At 67.0% G+C, this 26,180-nt stretch carries 21 protein-coding genes; 8 read left to right on the top strand and 13 right to left on the bottom strand.

Annotated features, from left to right (window positions below; translation table 11 throughout):
- Positions 1-570: 570 nt before the first annotated feature.
- From secF to queA, 5 genes are all read right to left on the bottom strand, one after another.
- Positions 571-1,551: a protein translocase subunit SecF gene (gene secF / locus AC5P6X_RS02970; protein WP_099605402.1), complete on the bottom strand. Its 981-nt coding sequence runs from the start codon at positions 1,549-1,551 to the stop codon at positions 571-573.
- 16 nt (positions 1,552-1,567) lie between these two features.
- Complete coding sequence (secD, locus tag AC5P6X_RS02965) at positions 1,568-3,424, bottom strand: protein translocase subunit SecD (protein WP_005409258.1); 1,857 nt, start codon at positions 3,422-3,424, stop codon at positions 1,568-1,570.
- A gap of 61 nt (positions 3,425-3,485) precedes the next feature.
- Positions 3,486-3,830: a preprotein translocase subunit YajC gene (yajC, locus tag AC5P6X_RS02960; RefSeq protein WP_005409257.1), complete on the bottom strand. Its 345-nt coding sequence runs from the start codon at positions 3,828-3,830 to the stop codon at positions 3,486-3,488.
- Between the two features lie 133 nt (positions 3,831-3,963).
- On the bottom strand, positions 3,964-5,094 hold the full coding sequence (gene tgt, locus AC5P6X_RS02955) for a tRNA guanosine(34) transglycosylase Tgt (RefSeq protein ID WP_062606107.1): 1,131 nt from the start codon (positions 5,092-5,094) through the stop codon (positions 3,964-3,966).
- Between the two features lie 173 nt (positions 5,095-5,267).
- A complete protein-coding gene (gene queA, locus AC5P6X_RS02950; RefSeq protein ID WP_012479927.1) occupies positions 5,268-6,335 on the bottom strand; it encodes a tRNA preQ1(34) S-adenosylmethionine ribosyltransferase-isomerase QueA in 1,068 nt (355 codons plus the stop codon).
- Positions 6,336-6,546: 211 nt separating this feature from the next.
- Here queA and AC5P6X_RS02945 point away from each other — a divergent pair, with 211 nt between their 5' ends.
- Positions 6,547-8,043 carry an aminotransferase class III-fold pyridoxal phosphate-dependent enzyme gene (locus AC5P6X_RS02945; protein ID WP_005409254.1) on the top strand — a complete coding sequence of 499 codons (1,497 nt, stop codon included), beginning with the start codon at positions 6,547-6,549 and terminating at the stop codon, positions 8,041-8,043.
- Positions 8,044-8,226: 183 nt separating this feature from the next.
- Complete coding sequence (locus AC5P6X_RS02940) at positions 8,227-8,820, top strand: LOG family protein (protein WP_005409253.1); 594 nt, start codon at positions 8,227-8,229, stop codon at positions 8,818-8,820.
- Between the two features lie 19 nt (positions 8,821-8,839).
- On the opposite strand, the gene AC5P6X_RS02935 is transcribed toward AC5P6X_RS02940, so the two are convergent.
- Positions 8,840-11,638 (bottom strand): bifunctional diguanylate cyclase/phosphodiesterase, encoded by a 2,799-nt coding sequence (locus AC5P6X_RS02935; RefSeq protein WP_237398856.1) that lies wholly within the window; start codon positions 11,636-11,638, stop codon positions 8,840-8,842.
- A 292-nt stretch (positions 11,639-11,930) separates the two neighbouring features.
- On the opposite strand from AC5P6X_RS02935, the gene AC5P6X_RS02930 reads away from it, so the two are divergent.
- The 5 genes from AC5P6X_RS02930 to AC5P6X_RS02910 all read left to right on the top strand — a co-directional run bounded on the left by AC5P6X_RS02930 (position 11,931) and on the right by AC5P6X_RS02910 (position 16,126).
- Entirely contained in the window at positions 11,931-12,449 is a 519-nt protein-coding gene (locus AC5P6X_RS02930; RefSeq protein WP_234411849.1) for an RNA polymerase sigma factor, read from the top strand.
- Positions 12,446-13,459 carry a hypothetical protein gene (locus AC5P6X_RS02925; RefSeq protein ID WP_088436993.1) on the top strand — a complete coding sequence of 338 codons (1,014 nt, stop codon included), beginning with the start codon at positions 12,446-12,448 and terminating at the stop codon, positions 13,457-13,459. The genes AC5P6X_RS02930 and AC5P6X_RS02925 overlap by 4 nt, the downstream gene beginning before the upstream one ends.
- 40 nt (positions 13,460-13,499) lie before the next feature.
- Positions 13,500-14,096, top strand: coding sequence for an IMPACT family protein (locus AC5P6X_RS02920; RefSeq protein WP_005409249.1), 597 nt, complete (start codon positions 13,500-13,502; stop codon positions 14,094-14,096).
- Positions 14,089-15,861 (top strand): ABC transporter transmembrane domain-containing protein, encoded by a 1,773-nt coding sequence (locus tag AC5P6X_RS02915; RefSeq protein WP_005413014.1) that lies wholly within the window; start codon positions 14,089-14,091, stop codon positions 15,859-15,861. The genes AC5P6X_RS02920 and AC5P6X_RS02915 overlap by 8 nt, the downstream gene beginning before the upstream one ends.
- A gap of 70 nt (positions 15,862-15,931) precedes the next feature.
- The gene (locus AC5P6X_RS02910; protein WP_005409247.1) at positions 15,932-16,126 is read left to right on the top strand and encodes a hypothetical protein; all 195 of its coding nucleotides are present in this window, start codon (positions 15,932-15,934) and stop codon (positions 16,124-16,126) included.
- Between the two features lie 268 nt (positions 16,127-16,394).
- Here the strand turns inward: AC5P6X_RS02910 and AC5P6X_RS02905 are convergent, their stop codons facing one another.
- The 3 genes from AC5P6X_RS02905 to AC5P6X_RS02895 form a co-directional block, all read right to left on the bottom strand.
- The gene (locus AC5P6X_RS02905) at positions 16,395-17,519 is read right to left on the bottom strand and encodes a prephenate dehydrogenase (protein ID WP_149500936.1); all 1,125 of its coding nucleotides are present in this window, start codon (positions 17,517-17,519) and stop codon (positions 16,395-16,397) included.
- Positions 17,516-18,424: a pyridoxal kinase gene (pdxY, locus tag AC5P6X_RS02900; protein ID WP_049430620.1), complete on the bottom strand. Its 909-nt coding sequence runs from the start codon at positions 18,422-18,424 to the stop codon at positions 17,516-17,518. Before pdxY ends, AC5P6X_RS02905 begins: the two co-directional genes overlap by 4 nt.
- 571 nt (positions 18,425-18,995) lie before the next feature.
- Positions 18,996-20,195, bottom strand: a complete 1,200-nt coding sequence (locus tag AC5P6X_RS02895; RefSeq protein ID WP_032966631.1) for an MFS transporter — start codon at positions 20,193-20,195, stop codon at positions 18,996-18,998.
- A gap of 72 nt (positions 20,196-20,267) precedes the next feature.
- Here AC5P6X_RS02895 and AC5P6X_RS02890 point away from each other — a divergent pair, with 72 nt between their 5' ends.
- A complete protein-coding gene (locus tag AC5P6X_RS02890) occupies positions 20,268-21,065 on the top strand; it encodes an AraC family transcriptional regulator (RefSeq protein WP_049449244.1) in 798 nt (265 codons plus the stop codon).
- Between the two features lie 60 nt (positions 21,066-21,125).
- Here AC5P6X_RS02890 and dnaJ read toward each other — a convergent pair whose 3' ends face one another.
- The 4 genes from dnaJ to hrcA all read right to left on the bottom strand — a co-directional run bounded on the left by dnaJ (position 21,126) and on the right by hrcA (position 26,153).
- On the bottom strand, positions 21,126-22,250 hold the full coding sequence (gene dnaJ, locus AC5P6X_RS02885; protein ID WP_005409242.1) for a molecular chaperone DnaJ: 1,125 nt from the start codon (positions 22,248-22,250) through the stop codon (positions 21,126-21,128).
- 154 nt (positions 22,251-22,404) lie between these two features.
- On the bottom strand, positions 22,405-24,327 hold the full coding sequence (dnaK, locus tag AC5P6X_RS02880) for a molecular chaperone DnaK (protein ID WP_005409241.1): 1,923 nt from the start codon (positions 24,325-24,327) through the stop codon (positions 22,405-22,407).
- Between the two features lie 182 nt (positions 24,328-24,509).
- Positions 24,510-25,025, bottom strand: coding sequence for a nucleotide exchange factor GrpE (gene grpE, locus AC5P6X_RS02875; protein ID WP_005409240.1), 516 nt, complete (start codon positions 25,023-25,025; stop codon positions 24,510-24,512).
- Positions 25,026-25,088: 63 nt separating this feature from the next.
- Positions 25,089-26,153, bottom strand: coding sequence for a heat-inducible transcriptional repressor HrcA (hrcA, locus tag AC5P6X_RS02870; protein ID WP_005409239.1), 1,065 nt, complete (start codon positions 26,151-26,153; stop codon positions 25,089-25,091).
- Positions 26,154-26,180: the final 27 nt, after the last annotated feature.

Genomic DNA, 26,180 nt, shown 5'->3' with positions numbered 1-26,180 from the left:
GGCGGGGTGGGTCCGGTTGCGGGGGGCGCTGCAAGTCCCCCTCCGGGGCCCGGCCCAGCCGCTGGCGGCTGTGCGTTCGGGCGCTTGCGAAGCAGTGCTTCGCAAGCAAAGCGCCCTCACCCATGTAAGCTCGGTCGCCGCATCCATGCGGCTCACGCCCCCGCAACCGGACCCACCCCGCCTTCGACAGATTTCCGCGACCTGTCGGGACAGCATTCTTCTCTGGTGGGTGTCGACCTTGGTCGACACGGTAGATCTGATTCCAGTTTGATTATCGATATCTGACAGATGTGTCGACCAAGGTCGACACCTACCAACAGCCGCCGGAATCTGTCAGAGGTGGGGCGGTGTCGGAGTGCGGGGTGTCAGCCGCATGGATGCGGCTGCCAAGCCTACACGGACGTACTTGCGGCGTCCCCGCACTCCGACACCGCCCCGCCCAACCACGGAATGCACGCTGTTGCTGTTGCCGGCCAGCGGCCGGCACTACCGCGGGTGCAGGGCTGCAAGCCCTGCACACAAAAAACCCCGCTTGCGCGGGGTTCTCTGTGTGCTGCGGGCAGCAGGCAATTACGGGCGACGGGCCAGGGCCTCGACGTCCTTCGCCTTCGGCAGCAGGTCCTGCTTGCTGACACGCAGGAAACCGATCGTCAGCATCGGCACCGCCACCAGGATCGAGGACAGCACCACGATCACCGCACCGATCATGTGCGTCTCGGCCAGGCCTTCCATCGAGCTGCCGCCGTACATGTACAGGGCCAGCGCCGACAGGAAGAACATCACCGCGGTAATCACCGTACGCGACAGCGTCTGGTTGATCGAACGGTTCAGCACTTCCATCGAGTCCACGCGCAGGCTGCGGAAGTTCTCGCGGACGCGGTCGAAGACCACGATGATGTCGTTGATCGCAAAGCCCATCACCGACAGCAGGCCGGCCAGCACGGTCAGGTCGAACTCACGACCCAGCAGGGACACGTAAGCGACCGTCACGATCAGGTCGAACATCGCCACGATGCTGGCGGTGACCGCGAACTTCCACTCGAAGCGCACCGCGATGTAGATCAGGAAGCCGGCCAGCATGAAGATGGTCGCGTACAGGCCATTCATCGCCAGGTCCTTGCCGATCTGCGGGCCGACGAACTCGTTGCGCAGCACGGTGGCCTGGTTGTCGGCAGAAGACAGCGCCTTCACCACGGCGGCAGCGGTGGCCTTGTCCTCGGCGGCGGCGTCACCGGTACCCGGCGCATGCTCACCGTGCGGGGCCAGGCGGATCAGCAGGTCGGTGTTGCCACCGACGCTCTGGACCTGGGCGCCTTCGAAGCCACTCTGCTCGAGCTTGTTGCGGACCTGCTCGACGTCCACCGGCTTGTCGAAGCGGGTTTCGATCAGGGTGCCGCCGGTGAAGTCCAGCGCGTAGTTGAAGCCCTTGATGCCGATGATGGCGACCGAGGCCAGGAACACCACGATGGTGACTGCCATGGCGACATGGCGCCAGCGCATGAAGTCGATCTTGGTGTCGTTCGGGAGGATGTGCAGCGGAAACAGTTTCATTGTGCGTGTCGTCCCGTCAGATGGCCACGTTCTGGAGCTTCTTGCGACGGCCGTAGATCAGCGTCGCCAGCGCACGCGACACGGTGATCGCGGTGAACATGGAGGCGAAAATACCGATGATCATGGTCAGTGCGAAGCCCTTCAGCGGACCGGTACCGAATGCGAACAGCGCCACGCCGACGATCAGGCCGGTCAGGTTGGCGTCGAGAATGGTGCCCGAGGCACGCTCGTAACCGGTCACGATCGCGGTCTTGCCCGGCACGCCGGCACGCAGCTCTTCACGGATACGCTCGTTGATCAGCACGTTGGCGTCCACCGACAGACCCACCGACAACGCCAAGCCGGCGAAGCCCGGCAGGGTCATGGTCGCGCCAAACAGCGACATCACCGCCACCACGATCAGCAGGTTGAACAGCATCGCTGCCGAGGTGATCACGCCGAACATGCGGTAGTACACGCTGAAGAACACCAGGGTGAACAGGAACGCGAACACCACTGCGCGCATGCCGTTCTTGACGTTCTCGGCGCCGAGGCTCGGGCCGACCACACGCTCTTCGACGAAGTCCATCGGCGCGGCCAGCGAGCCGGACTTCAGCAGCTTGGCCAGGTCGTCGGCTTCCTTCTTCTGCAGGCCGGTGGTCTGGAAGTTCTTGCCGAACACGCCGTTGATGTTGGCCACCGAGATCACTTCCTCGTTGACCTTGAAGCCACGCACTTCCTGGCCGTCAACCAGGGTCACGGTCGGCACGCGTTCGGTATACACCACCGCCATCGGCTTGTTCACGTTGGCGCTGGTGAAGTCGAACATGCGCTGGCCGCCGACGTTGTTCAGCGTCACGCTGACCGCCGGGGCACCGCTGGTGGAGTCGGTCACCGCCTGCGCGCCGACCATCTGATCGCCGGTGACGATCACGCGCTTGTTCAGCAGGATCGGACCGCCGCCGTCACGGCGCTGATAGACCTTCGCTTCCGGCGGGATGCGGCCGGAGTCGATGGCGTCCTGGGCATTGCCCTCGACCACCGCGCGGTATTCCAGGGTGGCGGTGGCGCCGATCATGCGCTTGGCTTCGGCAGTGTCCTGCACGCCGGGCAGCTGCACGACCACGCGGTCGGCACCCTGGCGCTGGATGATCGGCTCGGCGACGCCGAGCTGGTTCACGCGGTTGCGCAGGGTGTTGATGTTCTGCTCGATGGCGCCATTGGCGATCTGCGCGATCTCGGTCTCCGGCACGGTCACCGTGATTCGGTTGCCGCTGACGTCGTAGCCGAGCGTCGGCTGCGCCTTCACCAGTGCCGCACGGGCACGCTGTGCGGCGTCATCACCGGCGGACGGGCTCAGGTTGGCCACGATGCTGTTGTCCGCGCGACGCTCCACCGACTGGTACGCGATGCGCGCGTCACGCAGGGTGCTGCGCACGTCTTCGGTGTAGGCGTCCAGGCGCTTGTCGAGGGCGGCCTTCTGGTCGACCTGCAGCACGAAGTGCACACCACCCTGCAGGTCCAGGCCCAGCACCATCGGGCGACCGCCGAGGTTGGCCAGCCAGTCCGGCACGGTCGAGGCCAGGTTCAGGGCCACGGTGTACTTTTCGCCGACGGTGTCGCGCAGGGCGTCGCTGGCAGCGGACTGCGCCTTCAGGTCCGGCAGGCGGACAATCAGGCTTTCCCCTTCCTTCTCGACACCGACGGGGGTGACACCGGCCGTCTTCAGGTCGGCCAGCACACGGTCGCGCAGCGCATCGTCGATCTGCCCGCCACGGTTGGCGGTGATCTGGAGGGCCGGGTCCTTCTGGTAGATGTTGGGCAGCGCGTACAGCGCGCTGAGCGCCAGTACGATCAGGATGACGACGTACTTCCAGCGTGGAAATTCGAGCATTGCTTGGGTCCCGCGCGGCGCCATCCCCGGCGCCGCGGTTGTGCATCGGAAAGGGAGTGGCTTACTGGGCCGACTTCAGGGTACCGGCCGGCAGCACGTTGCCGACAGCGCCCTTCTGCACGCGGATGCGCACGTTGTCAGCCACTTCAATGGTGATGAAGTTGTCGCCGATGTCGGTGACGATGCCGGCGATGCCGCCGTTGGTCAGCACTTCATCGCCACGCTTGATCTTCTCCAGCATGGCCTTGTGCTCCTTCTGCCGCTTCATCTGCGGGCGGATCATCAGGAAGTACATGATGGCGATCAGGATGACCGGGAACAGCAGCGTGGTCAGGCCCATGCCCTGCGGTTGGCCGCCGGCGGCCTGGGCGTGGGCGGCGGGAATCAGGAAAGCAAGCAGGTTCATCGTTGGTCCTTTGGTTGGGCGGCGCTTCGGCCCTTTCACGGGCACGAGGTGTCGACCGCGGATCTGGGTCAGCCTTGAAGTATGCCACGGCCCCGGGCGTTCGTCCTTGGGCCGTTTGGCAGGGGCGTTCGGGTTACAGGGGCGGGGCCACCGCCCCGCGTGCCGCGTAGAAGGACTCGCGGAAGGCCAGGAAGGTTCCCGCCTCGATGGCCGCGCGGATGTCGGCCATCAGCTTTTCGTAATAGAACAGGTTGTGCAGGGTACCGAGCATCGGCGCCAGCATCTCGTTGCAGCGGTCCAGGTGGCGCAGGTAGGAACGCGTGTAACCGCCGGTGCAGGCCACGCAGCCGCAGCCGGGCTCGATCGGGTCCATGTCCCGCGCGTACTGGGAATTTCGGATGCGAACGGTGCCGAACGAGGTGAAATAGTGGCCGTTGCGGGCGTTGCGCGTCGGCATCACGCAGTCGAACATGTCCACGCCACGTGCGACACCCTCGACCAGGTCCTCCGGCCGGCCCACACCCATCAGGTAGCGCGGACGGTCGCTTGGCAGCTCCGGGTCCAGGTGGTCGAGCATGGCGTTGCGCTCGTGCTCCGGCTCGCCCACGGCCAGGCCGCCGATGGCATAGCCGTCGAAGCCGATCGCCTGCAGGGCCTCGGCCGAGCGGCTGCGCAGGTCGGTGTGCACGCCGCCCTGGACGATGCCGAACAGGGCCGCGTCATTGCCCAGCTCGTCATGCGCGTTGCGGCTGCGCTGGGCCCAGCGCAGGCTCAACTCCATCGACCGGCGCGCCACATCCTCGGTGGCCGGGTACGGGGTGCACTCGTCGAAGATCATCACCACGTCCGAATCGAGCACCTTCTGGATCTTCATGCTCTCTTCCGGGCCCAGGAACACACGGGCGCCGTCGGTGGGCGAGGCAAAGGTCACGCCCTGCTCGGTGATCTTGCGGCGGTGGGCCAGCGAGAACACCTGGAAGCCACCGGAGTCGGTCAGGATCGGGCCATCCCAGCGGCAGAAGCCGTGCAGGCCGCCGTGGTCGGCGATGATGTCCAGGCCCGGGCGCAGGTACAGGTGGAAGGTATTGCCGAGGATGATCTCGGCGCCCAGCGCACGTACCTGGTCCGGCAGGATGCCCTTGACCGAGCCATAGGTCCCCACCGGCATGAAGGCCGGCGTTTCCACCGTGCCACGCGGGAAGGTCAGGCGGCCACGGCGGGCACGGCCGTCGCGGATCTGGAGCTGGAACTGCAGTCGGGACATGGAGCGGTCATTCGGGCAAATAGTTGCCTATTGTCTCCCAAAACCGGCTCGACCGCCCATTCAGGCCTGAACGGCACGGCAGTAGAGCCACGCCATGCGTGGCTTTCCTGGTCTCCAGGCACCTGCAAGTGCGCACCAACGGTGCGCACCCACCACAAGCAGAGGCTGTGGCCCTACCCCGCCTGCGGGAACAGCAGCATCGCGTCGCCGTAGCTGAAGAAGCGGTAGCGCTGCTCGATCGCGTGCCGGTAGGCCTCGAACACGCGCTCCTTGCCGGCGAACGCGGAGATCATCATCAGCAGCGTGCTTTCCGGCAGGTGGAAGTTGGTCACCATCGCGTCGACGCTGCGGATGCGGTAACCCGGGGTGATGAAGATCTGCGTTTCGCCGGCAAACGGCAGCAGCTCGCCGTCGCGCATCGCGCTTTCCAGCGCGCGCACCACGGTGGTGCCGACGCCGATCACGCGGCCGCCGGCGGCACGCGTGCGCCGCACCTGCTGCACCAGCTCGGCACCCACGTTCAGCCACTCGCGGTGCATCACGTGGTCCTTCAGGTCATCGGCACGCACCGGCTGGAAGGTGCCTGCACCCACGTGCAGGGTGACGTGCCCGAACTCCACGCCCTTGTCCTTCAGTGCGGCCAGCAGCGGTTCGTCGAAATGCAGGCCGGCGGTCGGCGCCGCCACCGCCCCCACTTCGCGCGCGAACACAGTCTGATAGCGCTCGCGGTCGTCCACGCCCGGCTCACGCTGGATGTACGGCGGCAGCGGCAGGCGGCCGGCGTGCAGCAGCCACTGTTCCAGCGATTCCGGCACATGGAACTGCAGTACGTAGAACTCGCCATCGCGGCCCAGCACTTCTGCTTCACCGCCGGCATCCAGCGCGATGCGGCTGCCGGCCTTCGGTGACTTGCTGGCGCCCACCTGGGCACGTGCCTGCTGGCCGCCCAGCAGGCGCTCGATCAGTATCTCCACGCGGCCACCGCTGGCCTTCTGCCCGAACAGGCGCGCCGGGATCACCCGGGTGTCGTTGAACACCAGCAGGTCGCCCGGCTGCAGCAGCGACGGCAGGTCGCGCACCTGCAGGTCGGTGAAGGCATCGGGCGCCGGCGGTACCAGCAGCAGGCGGCTTGCGGAACGTTCGGCCAGCGGGGCCTGCGCGATCAGTTCAGCCGGCAGGTCGTAATGGAAATCGGACTTCTTCAAGGCAGTGGGCGGCAACAGGTCGACAATGGCGCGCATTGTACGTCCAGCGTCTGCGAGCCGGCGTGCTTCGCGGCGAACGTCGCGGAAAATGCTGCTATGCAGCAGGTTTCTGCGGGGTTATCGCGCAAAAAAACAAGTGCTAGCATCGAGCCGGAAGTCCGCTGCACGAGCCTGCCCCCAAGCGCGCGTGATGACGCGCGTTTTGCTTTTGAAGACCCGTGCGACCCATTGTTTCAGGAGATCTGCAATGAGCTTCATCGAACGCCTCGCCCCCCTGCGCAGCCAGCCCGGCACCCGTCTCACCACCGGGCTGGACGATGCCACCCTGACCGCCCTGTCCGCCAACCACCCGCAGCTGATCGCCGCGGTGGACGCCGCTGCCGAGGAATTCGCGCGCGTGCAGGCCGACCTGGGGCCGCTGCTGGCGCAGGACGAACAGGCGCAGATCGACGCGATGCAGGACGGTTTCGTCAATTTCTATGCCGATGACGCGGTGACCCCGTACGTGGCACTGGCTGCGCGCGGCCCATGGGTGGTCACCCTGAAGGGCGCCGTGCTGTACGACGCCGGCGGCTACGGCATGCTCGGCTTCGGGCACACCCCTGACGCCGTGCTGGAGGCGATGGCCCGCCCGCAGGTGATGGCCAACATCATGACCCCCAGCCTGTCGCAGCAGCGCTTCATCACCGCCCTGCGCGCCGAGATCGGCCACCGCCGTGGCGGCTGCCCGTTCGCCCGTTTCATGTGCCTGAATTCCGGTTCCGAAGCGGTCGGCCTGGCCGCCCGCATCGCCGATGTCAACGCCAAGCTGCAGACCGACCCGGGTGCGCGCCACGCTGGCGCTGCGATCAAGCGCGTGGTGGTCAAGGGCAGCTTCCATGGCCGTACCGACCGCCCTGCCCTGTATTCCGATTCCAGCCGCAAGAGCTACATGCAGCACCTGGCCAGCTACCGCGGTGAGGACTCGGTGATCACCGTGGCGCCGTACGACGAAGCCGGCCTGCGCAAGGTGTTCGAGGACGCCGCACGCAACCAGTGGTTCATCGAGGCGGTGTTCCTGGAACCGGTGATGGGCGAAGGCGACCCGGGGCGTTCGGTGCCGCCGTCGTTCTATGCCGTTGCCCGCGAACTGACCCGTGCCCACGGCAGCCTGCTGCTGCTCGACTCCATCCAGGCCGGCCTGCGCGCGCATGGCGTGCTGTCGGTGGTCGATTACCCGGGCTTCGAAGGCCTCGACCCGCCGGACATGGAGACCTATTCCAAGGCCCTCAACGCCGCGCAGTACCCGCTGTCGGTGCTGGCGGTGACCGAGCATGCCGCGCAGCTGTACCGCAAGGGCATCTATGGCAACACCATGACCAGCAACCCGCGTGCGCTGGACGTGGCCTGCGCCACCCTGGCCCAGCTGACCCCGCAGGTTCGCGCCAACATCGCCGAGCGTGGTGCCGAGGCCGTGCGCAAGCTGGAACAGCTGAAGAACGAGCTGGGCGGGCTGATCACCAAGGTGCAGGGTACCGGCCTGCTGTTCTCCTGCGAGCTGGCCCCGCAGTTCAAGTGCTACGGCGCCAACTCGACCGAGGAATGGCTGCGCCAGCACGGCATCAACGTGATCCACGGCGGCGAGAACTCGCTGCGCTTCACCCCGCACTTCGGCATGGACAGCGAGGAGCTGGACCTGCTGGTGGGCATGGTCGGCCGCGCCCTGCGTGAAGGCCCGCGCCGCGAGCAGGCCGCTGCCGCGTAAGCCTGCTTGGCGTTTGTAGAGTCGAGCCGTGCTCGACTCGGCCTTTGCCGCGATCTGAACGAAGAGCAGCCGAGCATGGCTCGGCTCTACAGAAGGGCTCATAATCCAAGGACACCCCGTCCCCGACCGCCCTGCGGTTGGCGACGGGGCGTTTTCGTTTCCGGCCAAGAGACAGGAAGATCCATGAAATCGATCTGTGTGTACTGTGGTTCCAACGCTGGCAGCAAGCCGGCCTACACCGAACGCGCCATTGCCCTGGGTGACCGCATCGCCCGCGACGGCCTGCGCCTGGTGTATGGCGGCGGAAACGTCGGCCTGATGGGAACCGTGGCCAATGCCGTGCTCGCCGCTGGCGGCGAGGTGACCGGCGTGATCCCGCGCCAGCTGGCCGACTGGGAAGTGGCCCACCGTGGCCTGACCGAACTGGAGATCGTCGGTTCGATGCATGAGCGCAAGTCGCGCATGTTCGATCTTGCCGACGGTTTCGTCGCCCTGCCCGGCGGCTTCGGCACCATGGAAGAGATCTTCGAGATGCTGACCTGGCGCCAGCTGGGCATCGGCAACAAGCCATGCGCATTCCTCGATGTGGACGGCTTCTACGCCCCGCTGATCGGCATGATCGATCGCATGGTGGAAGAACGCTTCCTGCATCCGGACCAGCGCCAGGACCTGTGGTACGGCTCGGACATCGAAGAGATGCTGGAGTGGATGAAGAACTACCAGCCGGCCCAGGCCTCGAAGTGGATCGACGAGAAGCGCCGCGCCGCCCTGCGATGATGCAGCTGCACGCGGTGGCTCAGGCCGCCGCGTGCGCCCACGGCGCGGGCCGCCCCAGCAGGTAGCCCTGGCCGTAGTCGCAGCCCAGTTCACGCAGGGTCTGCCGCTGCGCGTCGGTCTCGATGCCTTCGCCAATGGTCTCAATGCCCAGCGTGCGCGCCAGCGACAGCACGCCTTCCACCAGCGCCCGCGTACTCTGCACTTCCGGACCGTGCAGGCCGGCGATGAAGCTCTGGTCGATCTTCAGCGTGCTGATCGGGAAACGGTGGAGGTAGGACAGCGCGGAGAACCCGGTACCGAAATCGTCCAGCTGTACCTGGATGCCGCGCTCGCGCAGGCCCTGCAGGATGCGCAGCGTGTGCGGGCCGTCATCCAGCAACGCCACCTCGGTGATTTCCAGGCGCAGCCGGCGCGGATCGGCACCACAGCTGTCGAGCAGGCCGAACAGGCGATCACTGAACTCTGCCGAGCGGAAATGCCGGGGCGACACGTTCACCGAGACGTAGCCTTCGCCTCCCCGTGCCAGCCCCGCGATGACCTGTTCGTAGATCAGCCAGTCCACCTGTTCGATCAGGCCGCTCTCTTCACCCAGCTCCAGGAACGCGCCGGGCAGCAGCAGGCCACGGCGCTCATGCTGCCAGCGCAGCAGCGCCTCGTGACCGACCACTTCGCCGTCGGACAAGCGCACGATCGGCTGGTAGAACGGCACGAAATCGCGGTTGTTGATCGCACGGCGCAGATCGGCTTCCAGGTCCAGGCTGCGCATGGCTTCTTCGCGCATGTCCTCGTCGAAGATCGCACAGCGGTCATGGCCCTGCGCCTTGGCCCGGTACATGGCCGCATCCGCATCGCGCAGCAGCTCTTCTCCAGTGCGGTAGCGCGGATTCCACAGGGCAATGCCCAGGCTGCCGGACGGAAACAGTTCGCGCCCGGCGATCCACATCGATTCCTGCAACGCCAGCAGCAGCCGCTGGCCGAAATCCAGTGCCTGCGCCAGGCCCTGCGGGCACTGCAGCAGCACAGCGAACTCATCACCGCCGAGCCGTGCCACCACATCTTCGGTACCTGCCATCGACACGATGCGCTTGGCCACTTCCACCAGCATGCGGTCGCCGGCGGCATGGCCGATGCTGTCGTTGACCAGTTTGAAGCGATCCAGATCGAGGAACAGCACGGCGAACACCGGTCCGCCCTCACGCTTGGCCAGCGCCAGTGAATCCTGCAGGCGATCCAGCAGGTGCAGGCGGTTGGGCAGGCCGGTCAGCGCATCGTGCATGGCCTGGTGGGTCAGGCGCTGCTCGGCACGCAGGCGCTCACCGATCTGCCCAAGCAGCTTTTCGTTGACCTCGGCCAGTTCGCGGGTGCGTTCCTCAACGCGCTTTTCCAGCTCGGCATGTGCCGAACGCAGCCGCTGCTGGTCGCGCTGGCGCGCAAGCCCGGTTCCGATGTTCTGCGCAACGAAGGTCAGCAGCCGCTGATCGTGCACGCTGAACGTGCTGTTCTCGCTGTAGCTCTGCACCACGATCGCACCCACCACCTCATCGTCGCGCAGCAACGGCACGCCCAGCCAGCAATGCGAGCGCGCGCCGGACTCGCGCACTTCACCACTGGCCAGCAGCGCATCGATCTGCGCGCGTGACGCCAGCAGCGGGCGCCGGTTGCGCACCACGTATTCGGTCAGGCCCCGGCTGAACGGCCGTGGCGCGCGGCTGGCATTGTGCTCGTCCACCGAATACACGAAGTCCAGGCCGTTGCCGGCCGGGTTGACCAGAGCGATGTAGAAATTGCGTGCGTCGAGCAAGCGCCCGACCACCCCATGCACCTGACCATAGAACTGGTCCAGGCTGTCGGCCGACATCGCCATCTCGGCGATGTTGTACAGCGCGATCTGCAACTGTTCGGCACGGCGACGCTCGGCCACCTCATCCTGCAGGCTGCGGTTGGCGCGCTGCAGTTCCTGGGTGCGCCGCGCCACCTGCTGCTCCAGCCGCACCTGCGCCTGGCGCCGGTCCATCGCGGTCTGTACGTGCTGCGCAACGAAGCCCAGCAATGCGCGCTCGGCCTCGCCATAGCGGGCTGCCTGTTCATAGCTCTGAACCACGATGGCGCCGCAGACGCGGCCGTCGCGCAGCATCGGCACGCCCAGCCAGTCCAGGCTTTCGGGCCCACGCTGCGGGTCATGCTCCTGTTCCATCACCTGCGCCAGCAGTCTGCGCGAGGGACCACTGAGCGGCTTGCCATGGCGCAACAGCGCCACGGTCAGGCTGCGCGGCATCTCGCTGGCGTCATGGCTCTGAGTGGGATCGGCGACGAAGTCATCGACCTGATCGGCGAAGTACAGGAAGCGGATCTGGTCGCGCACATCGTCGTATTCCACGATGTAGCAGTTCTCGGCATACATCAGCGTGCCCAGCACACCATGCACATGGCGCAGCATCTCGGGCATTTCCAGGTCGGCACCGGCCAGATCTGCAATCTGGAACAGGGCCTGCTGCAGCCGTTCGGCCTCTTCCAGTGCCTTGATCTGGCCGGCCTGGCGGCCGCGCTGCAGCGCCAGCTCCATCGCCTGCCGGGCCAGCCCCCACCACGCGGGTGAAGGCACCGCGCCCGCAACCGACAGCAGCAGCCGCGCACCGTCATACTCCCAGCCGTGCTGGCCATCGCCGGTGGCGGGCTCCACGGACGCAGCGCTGTCAATCGCAAGCAAGGGCCAGCCCCCTCGGCCACTCCCCAGCTGCGGGTCGTCCCAGCCAACGCGGACCACGGCCGTTTCCGGCAAAAGCGCATGCAACGCGCGCACCAGCGCCGTGCTCAACACGGCCTCGTGTAGTGGCTCTTCCGCCGATTCAGCATGCGTGGACAAATGACAATCTCTTGGCGCCGTCTGTGCGTCGCCTCCCCTGAGCCGCCGAGCATAGCGCGCCACCCGGGGGGCAATGGGAGCCCGTAAACCCCGAATCGTGCGCCCGTACGTTTTTCGTGCTGTCCGTAGCTGCTTCCATGCCATGAACCTCGCCCTGCCCGCCCCTGCCACCGGCTATGCGCCACCGCCTGCAGGCCTTACCCTGTACGCCGTGGAAGCCAGCGCACTGCCAACCGATGAAGCCTTGATGCTGGCCTGGGCCGGTGGCGACCTGCGCGCGTTCGAAAGCCTGTATGGGCGCCACCGCAAGCGCCTGTTCGGCTTCCTGCTGCGGCAACTGCGCGACACCGCGCTGGCCGAGGAGATCTTCCAGGACGTCTGGCAGCGGGTGATCAGCGCCCGTGCCGGGTGGCAACCGGACGCGGCGTTCAGCACCTGGCTGTTCCGCATCGCCCACAACCGCCTGAACGACCATTGGCGCGCCGCCCGCCACCGCCCGGCTGCCCCGGCCGATGCCGATCTGCGCCTGGCCGCGATCGAGGATGGGCAGACCCCGGAAGGCGAGCTTTCCGAATTCGAACAACGTCGCCGCATCCAGCTGGCGATGGAACTACTGCCGCCTGAGCAGCGCGAAGTGCTGCAACTGCGGCTGGATCAGGAACTGAGCCTGGAGGAGATCGGCCAGATCACCGGCGTAGGCCGGGAAACCGTGAAATCGCGGCTGCGCTATGCGATGGACAAGCTGCGTGCGGGATTGAACGCATGAACCGAGACGAACCGCTGACGCCGGAAGAACGCGAGCTGGCCCGGCTGCTCGGCCGTCGCGCCGAGCAGGCTCCGCCCGCCGCACTGGACGCTGCCATCCTGGCCGCGGCCCGCGCTGCCGTGGACGCGCCGGCCGCCGATGCGGTCGCCTCTCCCGAGGCGCCGCGCACGCAGCGCACACGCCCGCGTTGGCCGGCGGTGTTCGGCATCGCCGCCTCGATGGTGTTTGCCATCGGCATCGCCTGGCAGCTGCGTCCGGAACCGCCGCCGGTTCCGGCCGGTGAGGCCGCTGTTGCTGCGGCACCGGCAGCGGCAGAAGACGTTGCGGCTGCCGATCAGGCCGCTGACCGCAGTGCAGCCGACAGCGCTGTGGCGACCGCCGAACCAAGCGCTGCGCCCGCAGCACCCGAGGCCGCCCCTGTTGCCGCTGCCCCGGCACCGGCCATCGCACGCGCGCCCGAGCCGGCGCCGGCCGAGACCGCTGAAGCGCCGGCCCAGGCTGCACGATCGATGGCTGCGGATGCCGCCGCCGATACCGCCTTTGCGGCCCTCCCGCCGGCGCCGACGGCAGCACCGGCCGCAGCGCCGCCTGCGCCACCGGCACCCGCCGCCTACTCGGCACCGGCACCTGCACCGGCATTCGCGCCGGCAGCGTCCGGGGCACTGAAAGCACGCACGGCCGCGGCACCTGCACCGGCAGCCAATGCCGCCGAGGTCGAGCGGGCGGAGGCGCTGGATCGGGTGGAGATCACCTCGATGAAGCGTGAGGCTCCCAGCCGTTCGGCTCCGGGCATCATGCGCCGCGGCAGCGATGCGGGCCTGAGCGCGGATACCGTGCAGGCCGAGGTGGACGCCGACGCGCGCCTGCCACGCCGGCAGTGGCTGCAGAAAATCCGCGAGCGCCGTGACCAGGACCAGCGCGACCTCGCCCGCGCCAGCCTGGAGCGCTACATCCAGCAATATCCGGAAGCGCGCCTGCCGCGCGACCTGCGCCCGCTGCTGGACGACTGAAACGGGCGGGGGTACCCGGCAACACCGTAGAATGGCGGGAATGCTCGATACCCTCGCCCAGCCCGTCAGCCACACGCTGGAAGTCAAACACAGCCGCTTCATCGCCCATGCCGCGCCGATCGACGGCGCCCCCGCAGCGCTGGCGTTCCTGCAACAGGTTGCCGTGGCCGACGCCACACACAACTGCTGGGCCTACCGGCATGGCCAGGACTACCGCTCCAGCGATGATGGCGAGCCGGCAGGCACCGCCGGGCGGCCGATCCTGGCCGCGATCGACGGGCAAGGCTTCGATCGGGTGATGGTGGTGGTGACGCGCTGGTTCGGTGGCATCAAGCTCGGCGCCGGCGGCCTGGTCCGGGCGTACGGTGGCGCCGCCGCAGAATGCCTGCGCACCGCGCCGCGGCTGGCGCTGGTCGCCATGGCACGGCTGCAGCTGCAGGCCGGCTTCGAAGACCTGGGCACCTTGCATGCGGCCCTTCCGGGGTTCGGCGCGGAGAAGCGCGATGAACAGTTCGACGCGAACGGGGTGTGCCTGCGGGTCGAATTGCCGGCCGATCAGGTCGACGCATTGAAAATCCGCCTGCGCGACGCCACTCGTGATCGTATCCGCATAGAAGACGACCACCAGGATGACTGACAAGGACGGCGCCCCCGCTTCGCCCCCGCCACTGCGCCGCCTCGGCAGCCTGCGCACGCTGTGGCCGTTCGTTCGCCGCCACAGTGGCCTGTTCACCGCATGGCTGATGGCCCTGGCGGTGTCTTCGGCGGCCACGCTGAGCCTGCCGCCGGCGGTCAAGCAGATGATCGACCATGGCTTCAGCAGCGGCGGCCAGATCAACCGTGCCTTCGCCCTGCTGATGCTGGTGGCCGTGGTGCTGGCCCTGGCCACTGCCGCGCGCTTCTACTTCGTGTCGCTGCTGGGCGAAAAGGTCGTGGCTGACCTGCGCAGCCGCCTCTACGCACACCTCATCCAGCTCGGTGCCGGCTTCCATGACCGCAGCCGCAGCGGTGAGCTGGTCTCGCGCCTGACCGCCGACAGTGAACTGCTGCGCAGCGTGGTCGGCTCGACCATGTCGGTGGCATTGCGCAGCAGCGTCACGGTGGTCGGCAGCCTGGCGATGCTGTTCGTCACCAGCCCGCGGCTGGCGGCGTGGTCGCTGCTGGGCATTCCGCTTGCGGTACTGCCGATCATTATCGGTGCGCGCAAGCTGCGCACCGTCGCGCGCAGCAGCCAGGACCGCATCGCCGATGCGAACAGCCTGGCCAGCGAGACCCTGGGCGCCGTAAGGACGGTACAGGCGCATGCACGCGAACCCTACGAGCGCGGCCGCTTCGACCATGCACTGGGCGATGCCATCAAGGCCGCCCGCCGCCGCATCGGTGCGCAGTCGCTGGTCACCGCCAGCGCCATCCTGCTGGTGTTCGGCGCCATCGTCGGCGTGCTGTGGCTGGGCGCGCACGATGTCATCGACGGCCGCCTCAGCGCAGGCACCCTTGGCCAGTTCGTGCTGTACGCGCTGATCGGTGGTGGCTCGGTCGGTGCGCTGGCCGAAGTCTGGAACGAACTGCAGCGCGCGGCCGGCGGCATGGGCCGCATCGGCGAACTGCTGCAGGAAGACATCGAGATCCGCGCGCCGGCGCAGCCGCACGTGCTGCCGCAGCCGCTGCGTGGCGAGATCCGGTTCGACGACGTGGTGTTCCATTACCCGCAGCGGCCAGACCAGGCGGCGCTGGACCATTTCAACCTGCACGTGCGCCCGGGCGAGACCGTGGCCCTGGTCGGCCCGTCAGGCGCAGGCAAGAGCACGGTGCTGTCGATGCTGCTGCGCTTCCACGATCCGGCCAGTGGCCGCATCTGCGTGGATGGCATCGACGTGCGCCAGGTCGACCCGGCCGAGCTGCGCGGACAGCTGGCGCTGGTTCCGCAGCAGCCGACGCTGTTTGCCGCCAGCGCGCGCGACAACATCCGCTATGGCCGCCTGCAGGCCAGCGACAGCGAGGTGGAAGATGCCGCACGCGCCGCCGAGGCGGACGGATTCCTGCGCGCGTTGCCGCAGGGCTATGACAGTGAGCTGGGCGAGCGCGGCGCCCGCCTGTCCGGTGGCCAGCAGCAGCGTGTGGCGATTGCCCGCGCACTGCTGAAGGATGCGCCGATCCTGCTGCTGGACGAAGCCACCAGCGCGTTGGACGCGCAGAGCGAGCACAGCGTGCAGCAAGCGCTGGAACGCCTGATGGCGGGCCGCACCACGCTGGTCATTGCCCACCGCCTGGCCACCGTGCTCAAGGCCGACCGCATCGTGGTGATGGACCAGGGCCGCATCGTCGCCGAGGGCACGCACGCGCAGCTGCTGGCGGAAGGCGGACTGTACGCTGAACTTGCACGCCTGCAGTTCATCGATTGATGACGTCCGCCTAACATCGGCGCGGCCAAGCTGGCCGCGCAACAGCAGCATCCGCTGAAGGAGGTGCACGATGTCGTTCCGTCAGTTCCCCGCCGTCGACAGCAACGGCGAAAGCCACATCATCATCGAGTTCAAGCCCGAGGCGAATGGCAGCGGGCACCATTCCGAAGCCACGCCACGCTACGAGCTGGATGATGGACGGCCGCTGGTACGCGACGGCCGCGAGTTCACCACCAGTGGCGGTGAGCTGAGGCTGACGATCTGAGGTTCGCCGGGCATGGCCCGGCGCCACGGGATTTCGTACCGCTCCGCTCTGGTGGGTATCGACCTTTGTCGACACGCCTTTTGCCTCTGGTAGGTGTCGACCTTGGTCGACACGCTTTTTGCCAAAGGCGGTCGAGCCTGGCTCGACCCTACAAAAAGCGTGATCAATTTTTGACCAACCATCTTGACAGCCTTTACTACCAAGGGCTGAGCGAGGTTATCCACACCTTTGCTCAGAAACCATCCACACCGCCTGTGGATGAATGTGCTCAGCCCAGCACCCGCCCGATGCCGCTAGCGTCCACTTCGGCGGCCGCGCGACTGATCGCCCCCGGATCGCTGCCGGCCACGAACCCGATCCGGAAATGCACTTCGCCGCCAGGCGTGCGCGAGGAATGGATCGAGGCCAGGCTGATGCGGTGCTGCTCGAACACGTTCAGCAGTTCACGCAGTGAGCCCGGCCGATCTTCCGGCAGGTGCACCGACAACGCATTGCGCTCGGTCAGGTCAGCCAGCAGATAGCCCACGCGTTCAAAGGTGTAGTTGCCCTCGGCCAGTGCCTGCTCGCCGAAGGCACTGTGGTTGGCCGACAGCAGCTGCTCACGGAATGCACTGCGTGCAGTGTCGTCGCCCTGCCCGACCTGGGCCTGCAGGGCCTGCAGCTGGCCGATCAAGCGCTCCAGCATCGGCGCCACGTACGGATTGCCGAACTGGATGTCCTCGTAGATCGCGGGGTTCAGCGACAGGATGCGCGAGATGATCGCCGTATCCAGTTCGAACGATGCCGACCGGTACGGCATCATCGCGGCCAGGTCGCCCAGCTGCGGCTGGTACTGGCGCAGCACGCCGGCCTGGGCCAGGTGGGTGGCATGCACCATCGCCTGTACCAGCGCCATCATCTGGTCGTGATGCTGCGGCGTGGCCCGCACGCACTCAGCCTGCAGCGCCGTGCACAGCGAATCGACCCATGGCTGCCAGTGCCGCAGCCGCGCTTCGCAGACCACCATCACCCGACCCTTCAGTGTCGGCGCTTTCGGTGGCGCGGTCATCGGGTGCAGCCCGACCACCTCGGCCTGCGAGGCCAGCATCGCCTGCACCGGCGCCTCCTTCACCGAGGTCACATCCAGCCACAGGCGGTCCTGCTCGCGGCCGGCCGACTGCCGCACGTACTCGGCGATCAACGCCGGCGTATGCCGGATCGGCGCCGAGAACACCAGCACATCGGCCTGCGCGAGCAGCTGTTCCGGCGTATGCGAGCCCGGATCAGCCGGATCATGGCCGATTACCCGCAGCTGCATGTGCTGCTGGAAGAAGCGGGTCAGCCAGCGTCCGTAGGCGCCGGCACTGCCGACGATGCCGACCGTGCGCGGCGTGCGTTCGAGCAGGCCGCTCATGCCACGCGTTCGGCGCGGAAGCGCGTCCCCTCGGCCAGCGCGGCAGGCGCTGCAGCGATCACGTCGAATTCTTCGAAGCCGTTGTCCAAGGTCGCCTCCAGGGCCGCGTGGGTGCCGGCAATCGCACGCGAGATCGCCTGCTGCATCGATTCGCCGCGCAGCAGGAACGACACCACCAGCGACATCAGCACATCACCCGTACCAGCCACGTCCACCGGCAGCAGGGGCGAGGTCCAGCGCCAGGTCTCCTCGCGGCCGACAGCCAGGGTCACCAGTTCACCCGGGGTGCCGCCCACGCTGTGCGCGATCACCCAGTGCGGGCCACGATCCAGCAGCGTGCGTGCGGCGGCGATGGCATCGGCCTCGGCGAGCGCCGGCATGCCGGTAAGGCGATTGAGTTCAAAGGCGTTCGGGGTCACCAGCCAGGCATGCGGCAGCAGGCGCTCGGCGAAGATCGCTTCCAGGCCCGGTTCCACGTAGGGGCCGGTGTGGGTATCACCAATCACCGGATCCAGGCAGTAACGCAGCTGCGGGCAGGCCGGCAGGATGTCGTCCAGCCAGTCGGCGAAGGCCGCACCGTTGGCGGTGCTGCCGAAGTAGCCGGACACCAGCATCTTCGCCCGCTGCGGCAGGCCGCGCTCGTGGGTGCCCAGCAGCAGGTCGGCGAACCAGTCGGCGGGCAGCACGCGACCGCGCGTGGTGTCGTAGAACGGCGCGTTGCTGAGCAACACGGTCGGAATTTCGGCTACGCGCACGCCGAGAGCGCGCATCGGCGGCACGGCGGCGCTGTTGCCGGCGTGGCCGTAGACAAGTTGCGACTGGACCGAGATGACATCGATCGGCGACGGGCCGTCGGGCCGCTGGCGGCGGCCGTGGACCAGGTGGTTATCGAGGGATTCGCTCATGGCCGCATTCTACGCCCGGTGGGGGGTTCGGCAGGGCTTGCAGCCCTGCGCCTGCAGAATCAACGTCAACATCAAAAGCCAGAGCGGGCTATCCGTGGGATGGCGGGGCGGTGTGGGTGGGCAGGACACGCCGTAAACCCATCCATGGGGGCTCGATGGCGCCATCCATGGCGCCAACGGTCCTGCCCACCCACACCGCCCCACCTTCGACAGTTGGCCGACAGCTTCTGGTGGGTGCCGACCGTTGGTCGGCACATCTGTCGGATACCGAATGAATTCGTCCACGCATGGCGTGGCTCTACTGGCAACTGCGGCTGTTGGTAGGTGTCGTCCGTTGATCGACACGTCTGTCAAATATCGATATCCGACCCCGTGCCGACCAACGGTCGGCACCCACCAAAGCAGAACGCTGTTCCGACAGATCGCGGAAAACGGCGCGACCGAGCTACATGGACGTACTTGCAGTGTCCCCCGCAACCTGACCCACCCCGCCAATCCACGGATAGCGCGCTTTGGCATTTGCCGTTGCCTCTGCGGGTGCAGGGCGCAGCCCTGCAAAAAGAAGCACCCCTCAGTGAACAGCAGGCCGCGACGGCGGCAGCCACGCCGCCACGATGCCGAGCAGCGGCAGGAACGCAGTCAACTGGTAGACGTACTCGATGCTGGTCTTGTCCGCCAGCAGGCCGAGCACGGCAGCACCCAGTCCACCCATGCCGAACGCAAAGCCGAAGAACAGGCCGGACACCATGCCGATGCGGTGCGGCATCATTTCCTGTGCGTACACCACGATCGCCGAGAACGCCGAAGACAACACGAAACCGATCAGCACCGCCAGCACCGTGGTCCAGAACAGATCGGCATGCGGCAGCATCAGTGCGAACGGCGCAACGCCCAGGATCGAGGTCCAGATGATCGGCTTGCGGCCGATGCGATCGCCCAGCGGGCCACCGAGGAAGCCGCCGGCGGCGGACGCCACCAGGAATGCGAACAGATGCAGCTGCGCCTGCGCCACGGGAATGCCGAAATGGTGGATCAGGTAGAAGGTGAAGTAGCTGCCGATGCTGGCCATGTAGAAGTATTTGCTGAAGATCAGCACCAGCAGGATCGCCAGCACCTTGGCCACGGTGCGCGGGGGATGGCGCGGCGCCATCGAGGCGGTGCTGGCCGGGCGCGGGGTGCCCAGGTGCAGCGCATACCAGCGGCCGACATAGGTCAGCAGTGCAATGCCGATCAGCGCGGCGCCGGCAAACCACGACGCGGCATGCTGGCCATGGGGCACGATCACGGCTGCAGCAATCAGTGGACCGAGCGCGGTACCGAAATTGCCACCCACCTGGAACACCGACTGCGCGAAGCCATGGCGGCCACCCGAGGCCAGCCGCGCAATGCGCGATGCTTCCGGATGGAAAATGGCCGAACCAATGCCGACCATCGCCGCAGCCATCAGCACCACCGCATAGTTCGGCGCGAAGCCGAGCAGCAGCATGCCGCACAGGGTCGAGGCCATGCCGATCGGCAGCGAGTACGGCGCCGGGCGACGGTCGGTGGCGGCGCCAACCAGTGGCTGGAAGATCGAAGCGGTCAGCTGGTAGGTCAGCGTGATCAGGCCGATCTGGGTGAAGCTCAGGTTGAAGCCGCCCTTGATCACTGGATAGATGGCCAGGATCAGCGACTGCATCATGTCGTTGACGACATGCGAGGTGGAAATAGCTGCCAGCACACCGGGAGCCACCGGACGTGAGGTCGTTGCGGGAGAAGCCAAGGCGGACATGGACGCAGTCAGGTTGGGGGCGAGCCACGCATGCTACGGTTGCCCTCCCCTCCCTTCTGCCGCGTTCGGGTCATGGCCTATCGCAAAAAGGACATTGCCGGCGATGTCGACCCGGCTGCGCCGTGGCGTGATGTGCCACTGCATCGTCCGGTCACCTACCGGGTTACCCAGTACCCGGCAGGCACCCATATCGCAGGCCACAAGCACCAGCGCCACCAGCTGGTCTATGCCATCTCGGGGCTGATGGTGGTGCGCTCGGAAGTCGGTCGCTGGGTCGTGCCCTCCACCCGTGCGATCTGGATGCCGGCGGGCATGGTGCACGCGGTGGACTGCATTGCCGCCGTGCACATGCGCAGCCTGTACATCGATCCGTCGTTCGCCCCGCAGTTGCCGGCCGAACCGTTCGCGGTACAGGTGGCACCGCTGCTGCGCGAACTGCTGCAGGCAGCCACCCTGATCAAGGGCGAGCACATCGAAGACAGCCGCGATGGCCGCGTGGTGCGCCTGCTGCTGGACGAACTGCATCGCATGGACGTACTGCCGCTGCACCTGCCCTCGCCCACCGACCCGCGCCTGCAGCGGATCTGCCAGCACATCCAGAAGCGCCCCGGCGACGACGCCACGCTGCAGGACTGGGCACAGGCGCTGGAAGTGGACGTGAAAACCATCCAGCGCCACTTCGCCCACGAGCTGGGCATGACCTTCGGCCAGTGGCGACAGCAGGCGCGACTGCTGGCCGCATTGGAGCGGCTGGCGGTCGGCGACAAGGTCATCGATGTCGCGCTGGCGATGGGCTACGACAGCCCCAGTGCGTTCACCAGCATGTTCAAGCGCCAGCTGGGGCAGACGCCGGCGGCGTTTTTCCGCTGATCGCAAACGAAAACGCCGGGCATGGCCCGGCGCTGCCGCTCAACGCTTCGGTTGAAAAACTCAGGACGTCATCCGGTCCCAGAAGCCCTTCACGCCATCCATGAAGGTGGCCGACTTCGGCGAATGCTTGCGTGCTTCCTCGCCGACGAAGGTGGCTTCGAACTGTTCCAGCAGCTTGCGCTGCTCAGGGGTGAGGTTGACCGGAGTCTCCACCACCACGCGGCAGTACAGGTCGCCCTCGCTGCGGCTGCGCACCGAACGCACGCCCTTGCCGCGCAGGCGGAACAGCTTGCCGGTCTGGGTCTCGGCCGGAATGCGGATCTCCGCTTCGCCGCCGAGGGTGGCCACGCGCACGGTGTCACCCAGTGCCGCCTGCGAGATGCGGATCGGCACTTCACAGTGCAGGTCGTCGCCATCGCGCTGGAAGATCGCATGCTCGCGCACGCGCACTTCCACGTACAGGTCGCCCGGTGGCGTACCGGCCGGACCGGCTTCGCCCTCGCCCTGCAGGCGGATGCGGTCGCCGGTATCGACGCCGGCCGGCACCTTCACCGACAGCACCTTGTCTTCCTCGACACGGCCGTTGCCGTGGCAGGTCTTGCAGGGCTTGGCGATGATCTGGCCACGGCCGCCGCAGTTGTGGCAGGCCTGCTGCATGGCGAAGATGCCGCGCTGGATGCGCACCTGGCCGCGGCCATGGCACACATTGCAGGTTTCGACCTTGCCGTCTTCCGAGCCACTGCCATCGCAGTCGCCGCACTCGGCCAGGGTCGGAATCTCGATGCGGCGCTCGACGCCGCGCACGGCTTCTTCCAGGTCCAGCTCCATCACGTAGCCGATATCGGCGCCGCGACGCGCCTGGCGCGGACCACCGCCACCGCCGCCAAAGATGTTGCCGAAGATATCGCCGAAGATATCGTTCATGTCCGGGCCGCCCGGCCCGCCGCCGCCCATGCCGTGCTCGAACGCCGCGTGGCCATGGCTGTCGTACATGCGGCGCTTGTTGCCGTCGGACAGTACTTCGTAGGCTTCCTTGCACTCCTTGAAGGAGGCTTCGGCCGCCGCATCACCCGGGTTGCGGTCCGGGTGGAACTTCATCGCGCAGCGACGGTACGCCTTCTTCAGCTCGTCGTCGGTGGCGGTGCGGGCAACGCCCAGCACTTCGTAATAGTCGCGCTTGCTCATATCGTGGATCTGGTTCCGGAAAGTCGGGATTCGTCAAAGCGGAAGAGCGGAACCAGGTCCGCTCTTGCGTCGGGCGCCCCGACACGCCGGTGGGCGGTCAGGACCCTGATGCGACAACGGGACGCTGGTGGCCAGCGTCCCGTGTCGGTCCGGATCAGGACTTCTTGTCGTCCTTGACTTCGGTGAACTCGGCGTCGACCACGTCGTCCTGCGCCTTGCCGGCATTGCCGGCGTCGGCACCCGGGGCACCGCCCTGGTCGGCCGAAGCAGCGGCGAACAGCGACTGGCCAGCTTCTTCCAGCGCCTTCGACTTGGCTTCGATCTGTGCCTTGTCGTCACCCTTCATCGCGGTTTCCAGGTCGGCCAGGGCCGCCTCGACCTTGCCGATGACATCGCCGCCGACCTTGCTGCCGTGCTCGGTGATGGCGCTGCGGGTGCCGTGGATCAGGGCGTCGGCCTGGTTGCGGGCCTGCACCAGTTCCTGGAACTTCTTGTCTTCTTCGCGGTTGGCTTCCGCGTCGGCGACCATGCGCGCGATCTCTTCCTCGGACAGGCCCGAACCGGCCTTGATCTCGACCTTCTGTTCCTTGTTGGTCTTCTTGTCCTTGGCCGACACGTGCAGGATGCCGTTGGCGTCGATGTCGAAGGACACTTCCACCTGCGGCAGGCCACGCGGGGCCGGCTCGATGCCGGACAGGTCGAACTTGGCCAGCGACTTGTTGAAGCGGGCCTGTTCGCGCTCACCCTGCAGCACGTGCACGGTCACGGCCGACTGGTTGTCCTCGGCGGTGGAGAACACCTGCGAGGCCTTGGTCGGGATGGTGGTGTTCTTCTCGATGATCTTGGTGAACACGCCGCCCATGGTCTCGATGCCCAGCGACAGCGGGGTCACGTCCAGCAGCAGCACGTCCTTGACGTCGCCGCCCAGCACGCCGCCCTGGATCGCAGCACCCAGTGCCACGGCTTCGTCCGGGTTGACGTCCTTGCGCGGTTCCTTGCCGAAGAACTCGGTCACCGCCTGCTGCACCTTCGGCATGCGGGTCTGGCCGCCGACCAGGATCACTTCGCTGATGTCGCTCGAACGCAGGCCGGCATCGTTCAGGGCGACGCGGCACGGCTCGATCGACTTCTTGATCAGGTCGTCCACCAGTGCTTCCAGCTTGGCGCGGGTCAGCTTGATGTTCAGGTGCTTCGGACCCGACGCGTCAGCGGTGACGTACGGCAGGTTCACTTCGGTCTGCTGGGCGCTGGACAGCTCGATCTTGGCGCGCTCGGCAGCATCCTTCAGGCGCTGCAGGGCCAGCGGATCCTTGCGCAGGTCGATGCCCTGGTCCTTGTTGAACTCTTCAACCAGGTACTCGATGACGCGGTTGTCGAAGTCTTCGCCACCCAGGAAGGTGTCGCCGTTGGTGGCCAGCACTTCGAACTGCTTTTCACCGTCGACGTTGGCGATCTCGATCACCGAGACGTCGAAGGTGCCGCCGCCCAGGTCGTACACCACGATCTTGCGATCCTTGTTGTCGCCCTTGTCCAGGCCATAGGCCAGCGCGGCCGCGGTCGGCTCGTTGATGATGCGCTTGACGTCCAGGCCGGCGATGCGGCCGGCGTCCTTGGTTGCCTGGCGCTGGCTGTCGTTGAAGTAGGCCGGCACGGTGATGACCGCTTCGGTGACCTTCTCACCGAGGAAGTCCTCGGCGGTCTTCTTCATCTTTTCCAGCACCTTGGCCGAGATTTCCTGCGGAGCCATCTTCTTGCCGTCGCTGGTGGCCACCCAGGCGTCGCCATTGTCATGGGCCAGGATGCTGTACGGGACGTGCGCGATGTCCTTCTGCACTTCGGCGTCGGTGAACTTGCGGCCGATCAGGCGCTTCACCGCGTAGAAGGTGTTCTTCGGGTTGGTCACGGCCTGGCGCTTGGCCGAGGCGCCGACCAGGACTTCGCCGTCCTTGGTGTAGGCGACGATCGACGGGGTGGTGCGATCGCCTTCCGAATTCTCGATGACGCGGGCCTTGCCGCCGTCCATGATCGCCACGCACGAGTTGGTGGTGCCGAGGTCGATACCAATGATCTTGCCCATGGGGGAGACTCCTGAGGATGCTTGTTGGTGTCAGTCCGGCCGTTCGGCCGGTGGATGAATACGATGTGGGGGAGGCTCGTGGAACATTCAAGCCGTCTCCCGAACGCTGTGTTCAGCGCCTGGAAAACCTTGCCAGGCATGGCCTGGCACAACCGGGACCGGGCAAAGCCCGGCCTGGTCCATCAATCGGCGGCCACCACCACCAGCGCCGGCCGCAGCAGGCGCTCGTTGAGCAGGTAGCCCTTCTGGAACACGGTCACCACGCTGCCCGGGGCGGCGCCCGGCGTCGGCACCTGGCTGATGGCCTGGTGGTGTTCCGGGTTGAACGGCTGGCCGATGGGGTCCAGCAGGACCAGTCCGTTGTCGGCGGCCACCTTCAGCAGCTGCTTGTAGGTCAGCTCCAGGCCTTCGCGCAGCGGGTGCGGGTCGTCGCCGGCGGCCTTCAGGCCGGCATCCAGGCTGTCGAACACGGGGAGCAGATCGCCCAGCAGCTTCTCGTTGGCGAACTTGCGGGCCTGTTCGATGTCACGGGCAACGCGCTTGCGCTGGTTCTCCAGGTCGGCGCGCTCACGCAGGGCATCGGCCTTGACCTGTTCGATTTCGGCGCGCAGGCGCTCGACTTCGTCGTTGACGCCGGCGGTGGCGGCCGCATCGGCGGCACTCTGCTGGGATTCGATATCTGGCTGTTCGTGGTTCATGTCTGGGTCCCTGGCGGTCAATCTCCGCCTCCACCCACCCTAGTGTGGGCGGGATGCTGCGTTTCAAGCGTCGGATGTTCCCGGCGGGCGGCCGGCTGGCGAAAACGCCGCGCCCAGTACATCGGCGGTAGCCTGGACCAGCGGGATCACGCGGTCGTAGGCCATCCGCTTGGGGCCGATCACCCCCAGCACGCCCAGCACCTGGCCATTGGCCGTGTAAGGGGCAGTGACCAGCGAGACGCCCTGCAGCGGCATCATCCCGGTCTCCTCGCCGATGAAGATGCGCACGCCGGGCGCCTGGATGGTCCGCTCCAGCAGCTGCAGGATCTCGCGCTTGCTGGAGAACAGCTCGAACAGCTCGCGCAGGCGCTCCAGGTCGGACAGGTCCTGCACCCCCATCAGGCGGGTCTGGCCGGCCACCAGCATGTCGTCGGCCGCCGGCTGCAGGGCCTGCTCGGCCAGCTCGATGCTGTGCGCCAGCAGCTGTTCCAGCTCGGAGCGGGCATCGCGCAGTTCCAGCAGCAGTCGGGTGCGGATCTCGGCCATCGGCAGGCCGGCGAAATGGGCATTGAGGTAGTTCGCGACCTGCTCCAGCTGGCCCGGCGCGAACTCCTGCCGGGTCTCGATGACGCGGTTCTGCACCTCGTTGTCGGCAAACACCAGGATCGCCAGCACCCGGCGCCCGTCCAGCGCCACAAAATCGATCTGGCGGAAGGCGAACTGCTCGCGTCGTGGTGCGCTGACCACGCCGACGAAGTGGCTCATCGCCGACAGCAGCTCCGAGGCGCTGCCGAGCAGGGCCTGGGTGCTGCCGCCGCCAGCCAGTTCCTGCCGCAACCGGGCCAGCTCGCCTTCGCCCGGCGGCTGCATCTGCAGCAGGCTGTCGACGAACACGCGGTAGCCATGCGCGGTCGGGACACGCCCGGCTGAGGTGTGCGGCGAGGCCAGCAGCCCCAGGTCTTCCAGGTCACCCAGGATGTTGCGGATGGTGGCCGGACTGACCTCCAGCCCGGCCACGCGCGCCAGCGTCTGCGAGCCGACCGGCTCGCCGTCCTGGATGTAACGCGCGATCAGCGTGCGCAGCAGATGGCGCGCACGCGGGGCAAGCTGGTCGGGAGAACCGTGCATGGAATCAACCTGTGAGACACGGACACT

It is taken from the genome of Stenotrophomonas sp. YJH_SMC_40 (genome assembly GCF_059368615.1).
Note: the sequence above shows the minus strand (reverse complement) of the source record. Positions and strands in the feature narration are given on the sequence as shown.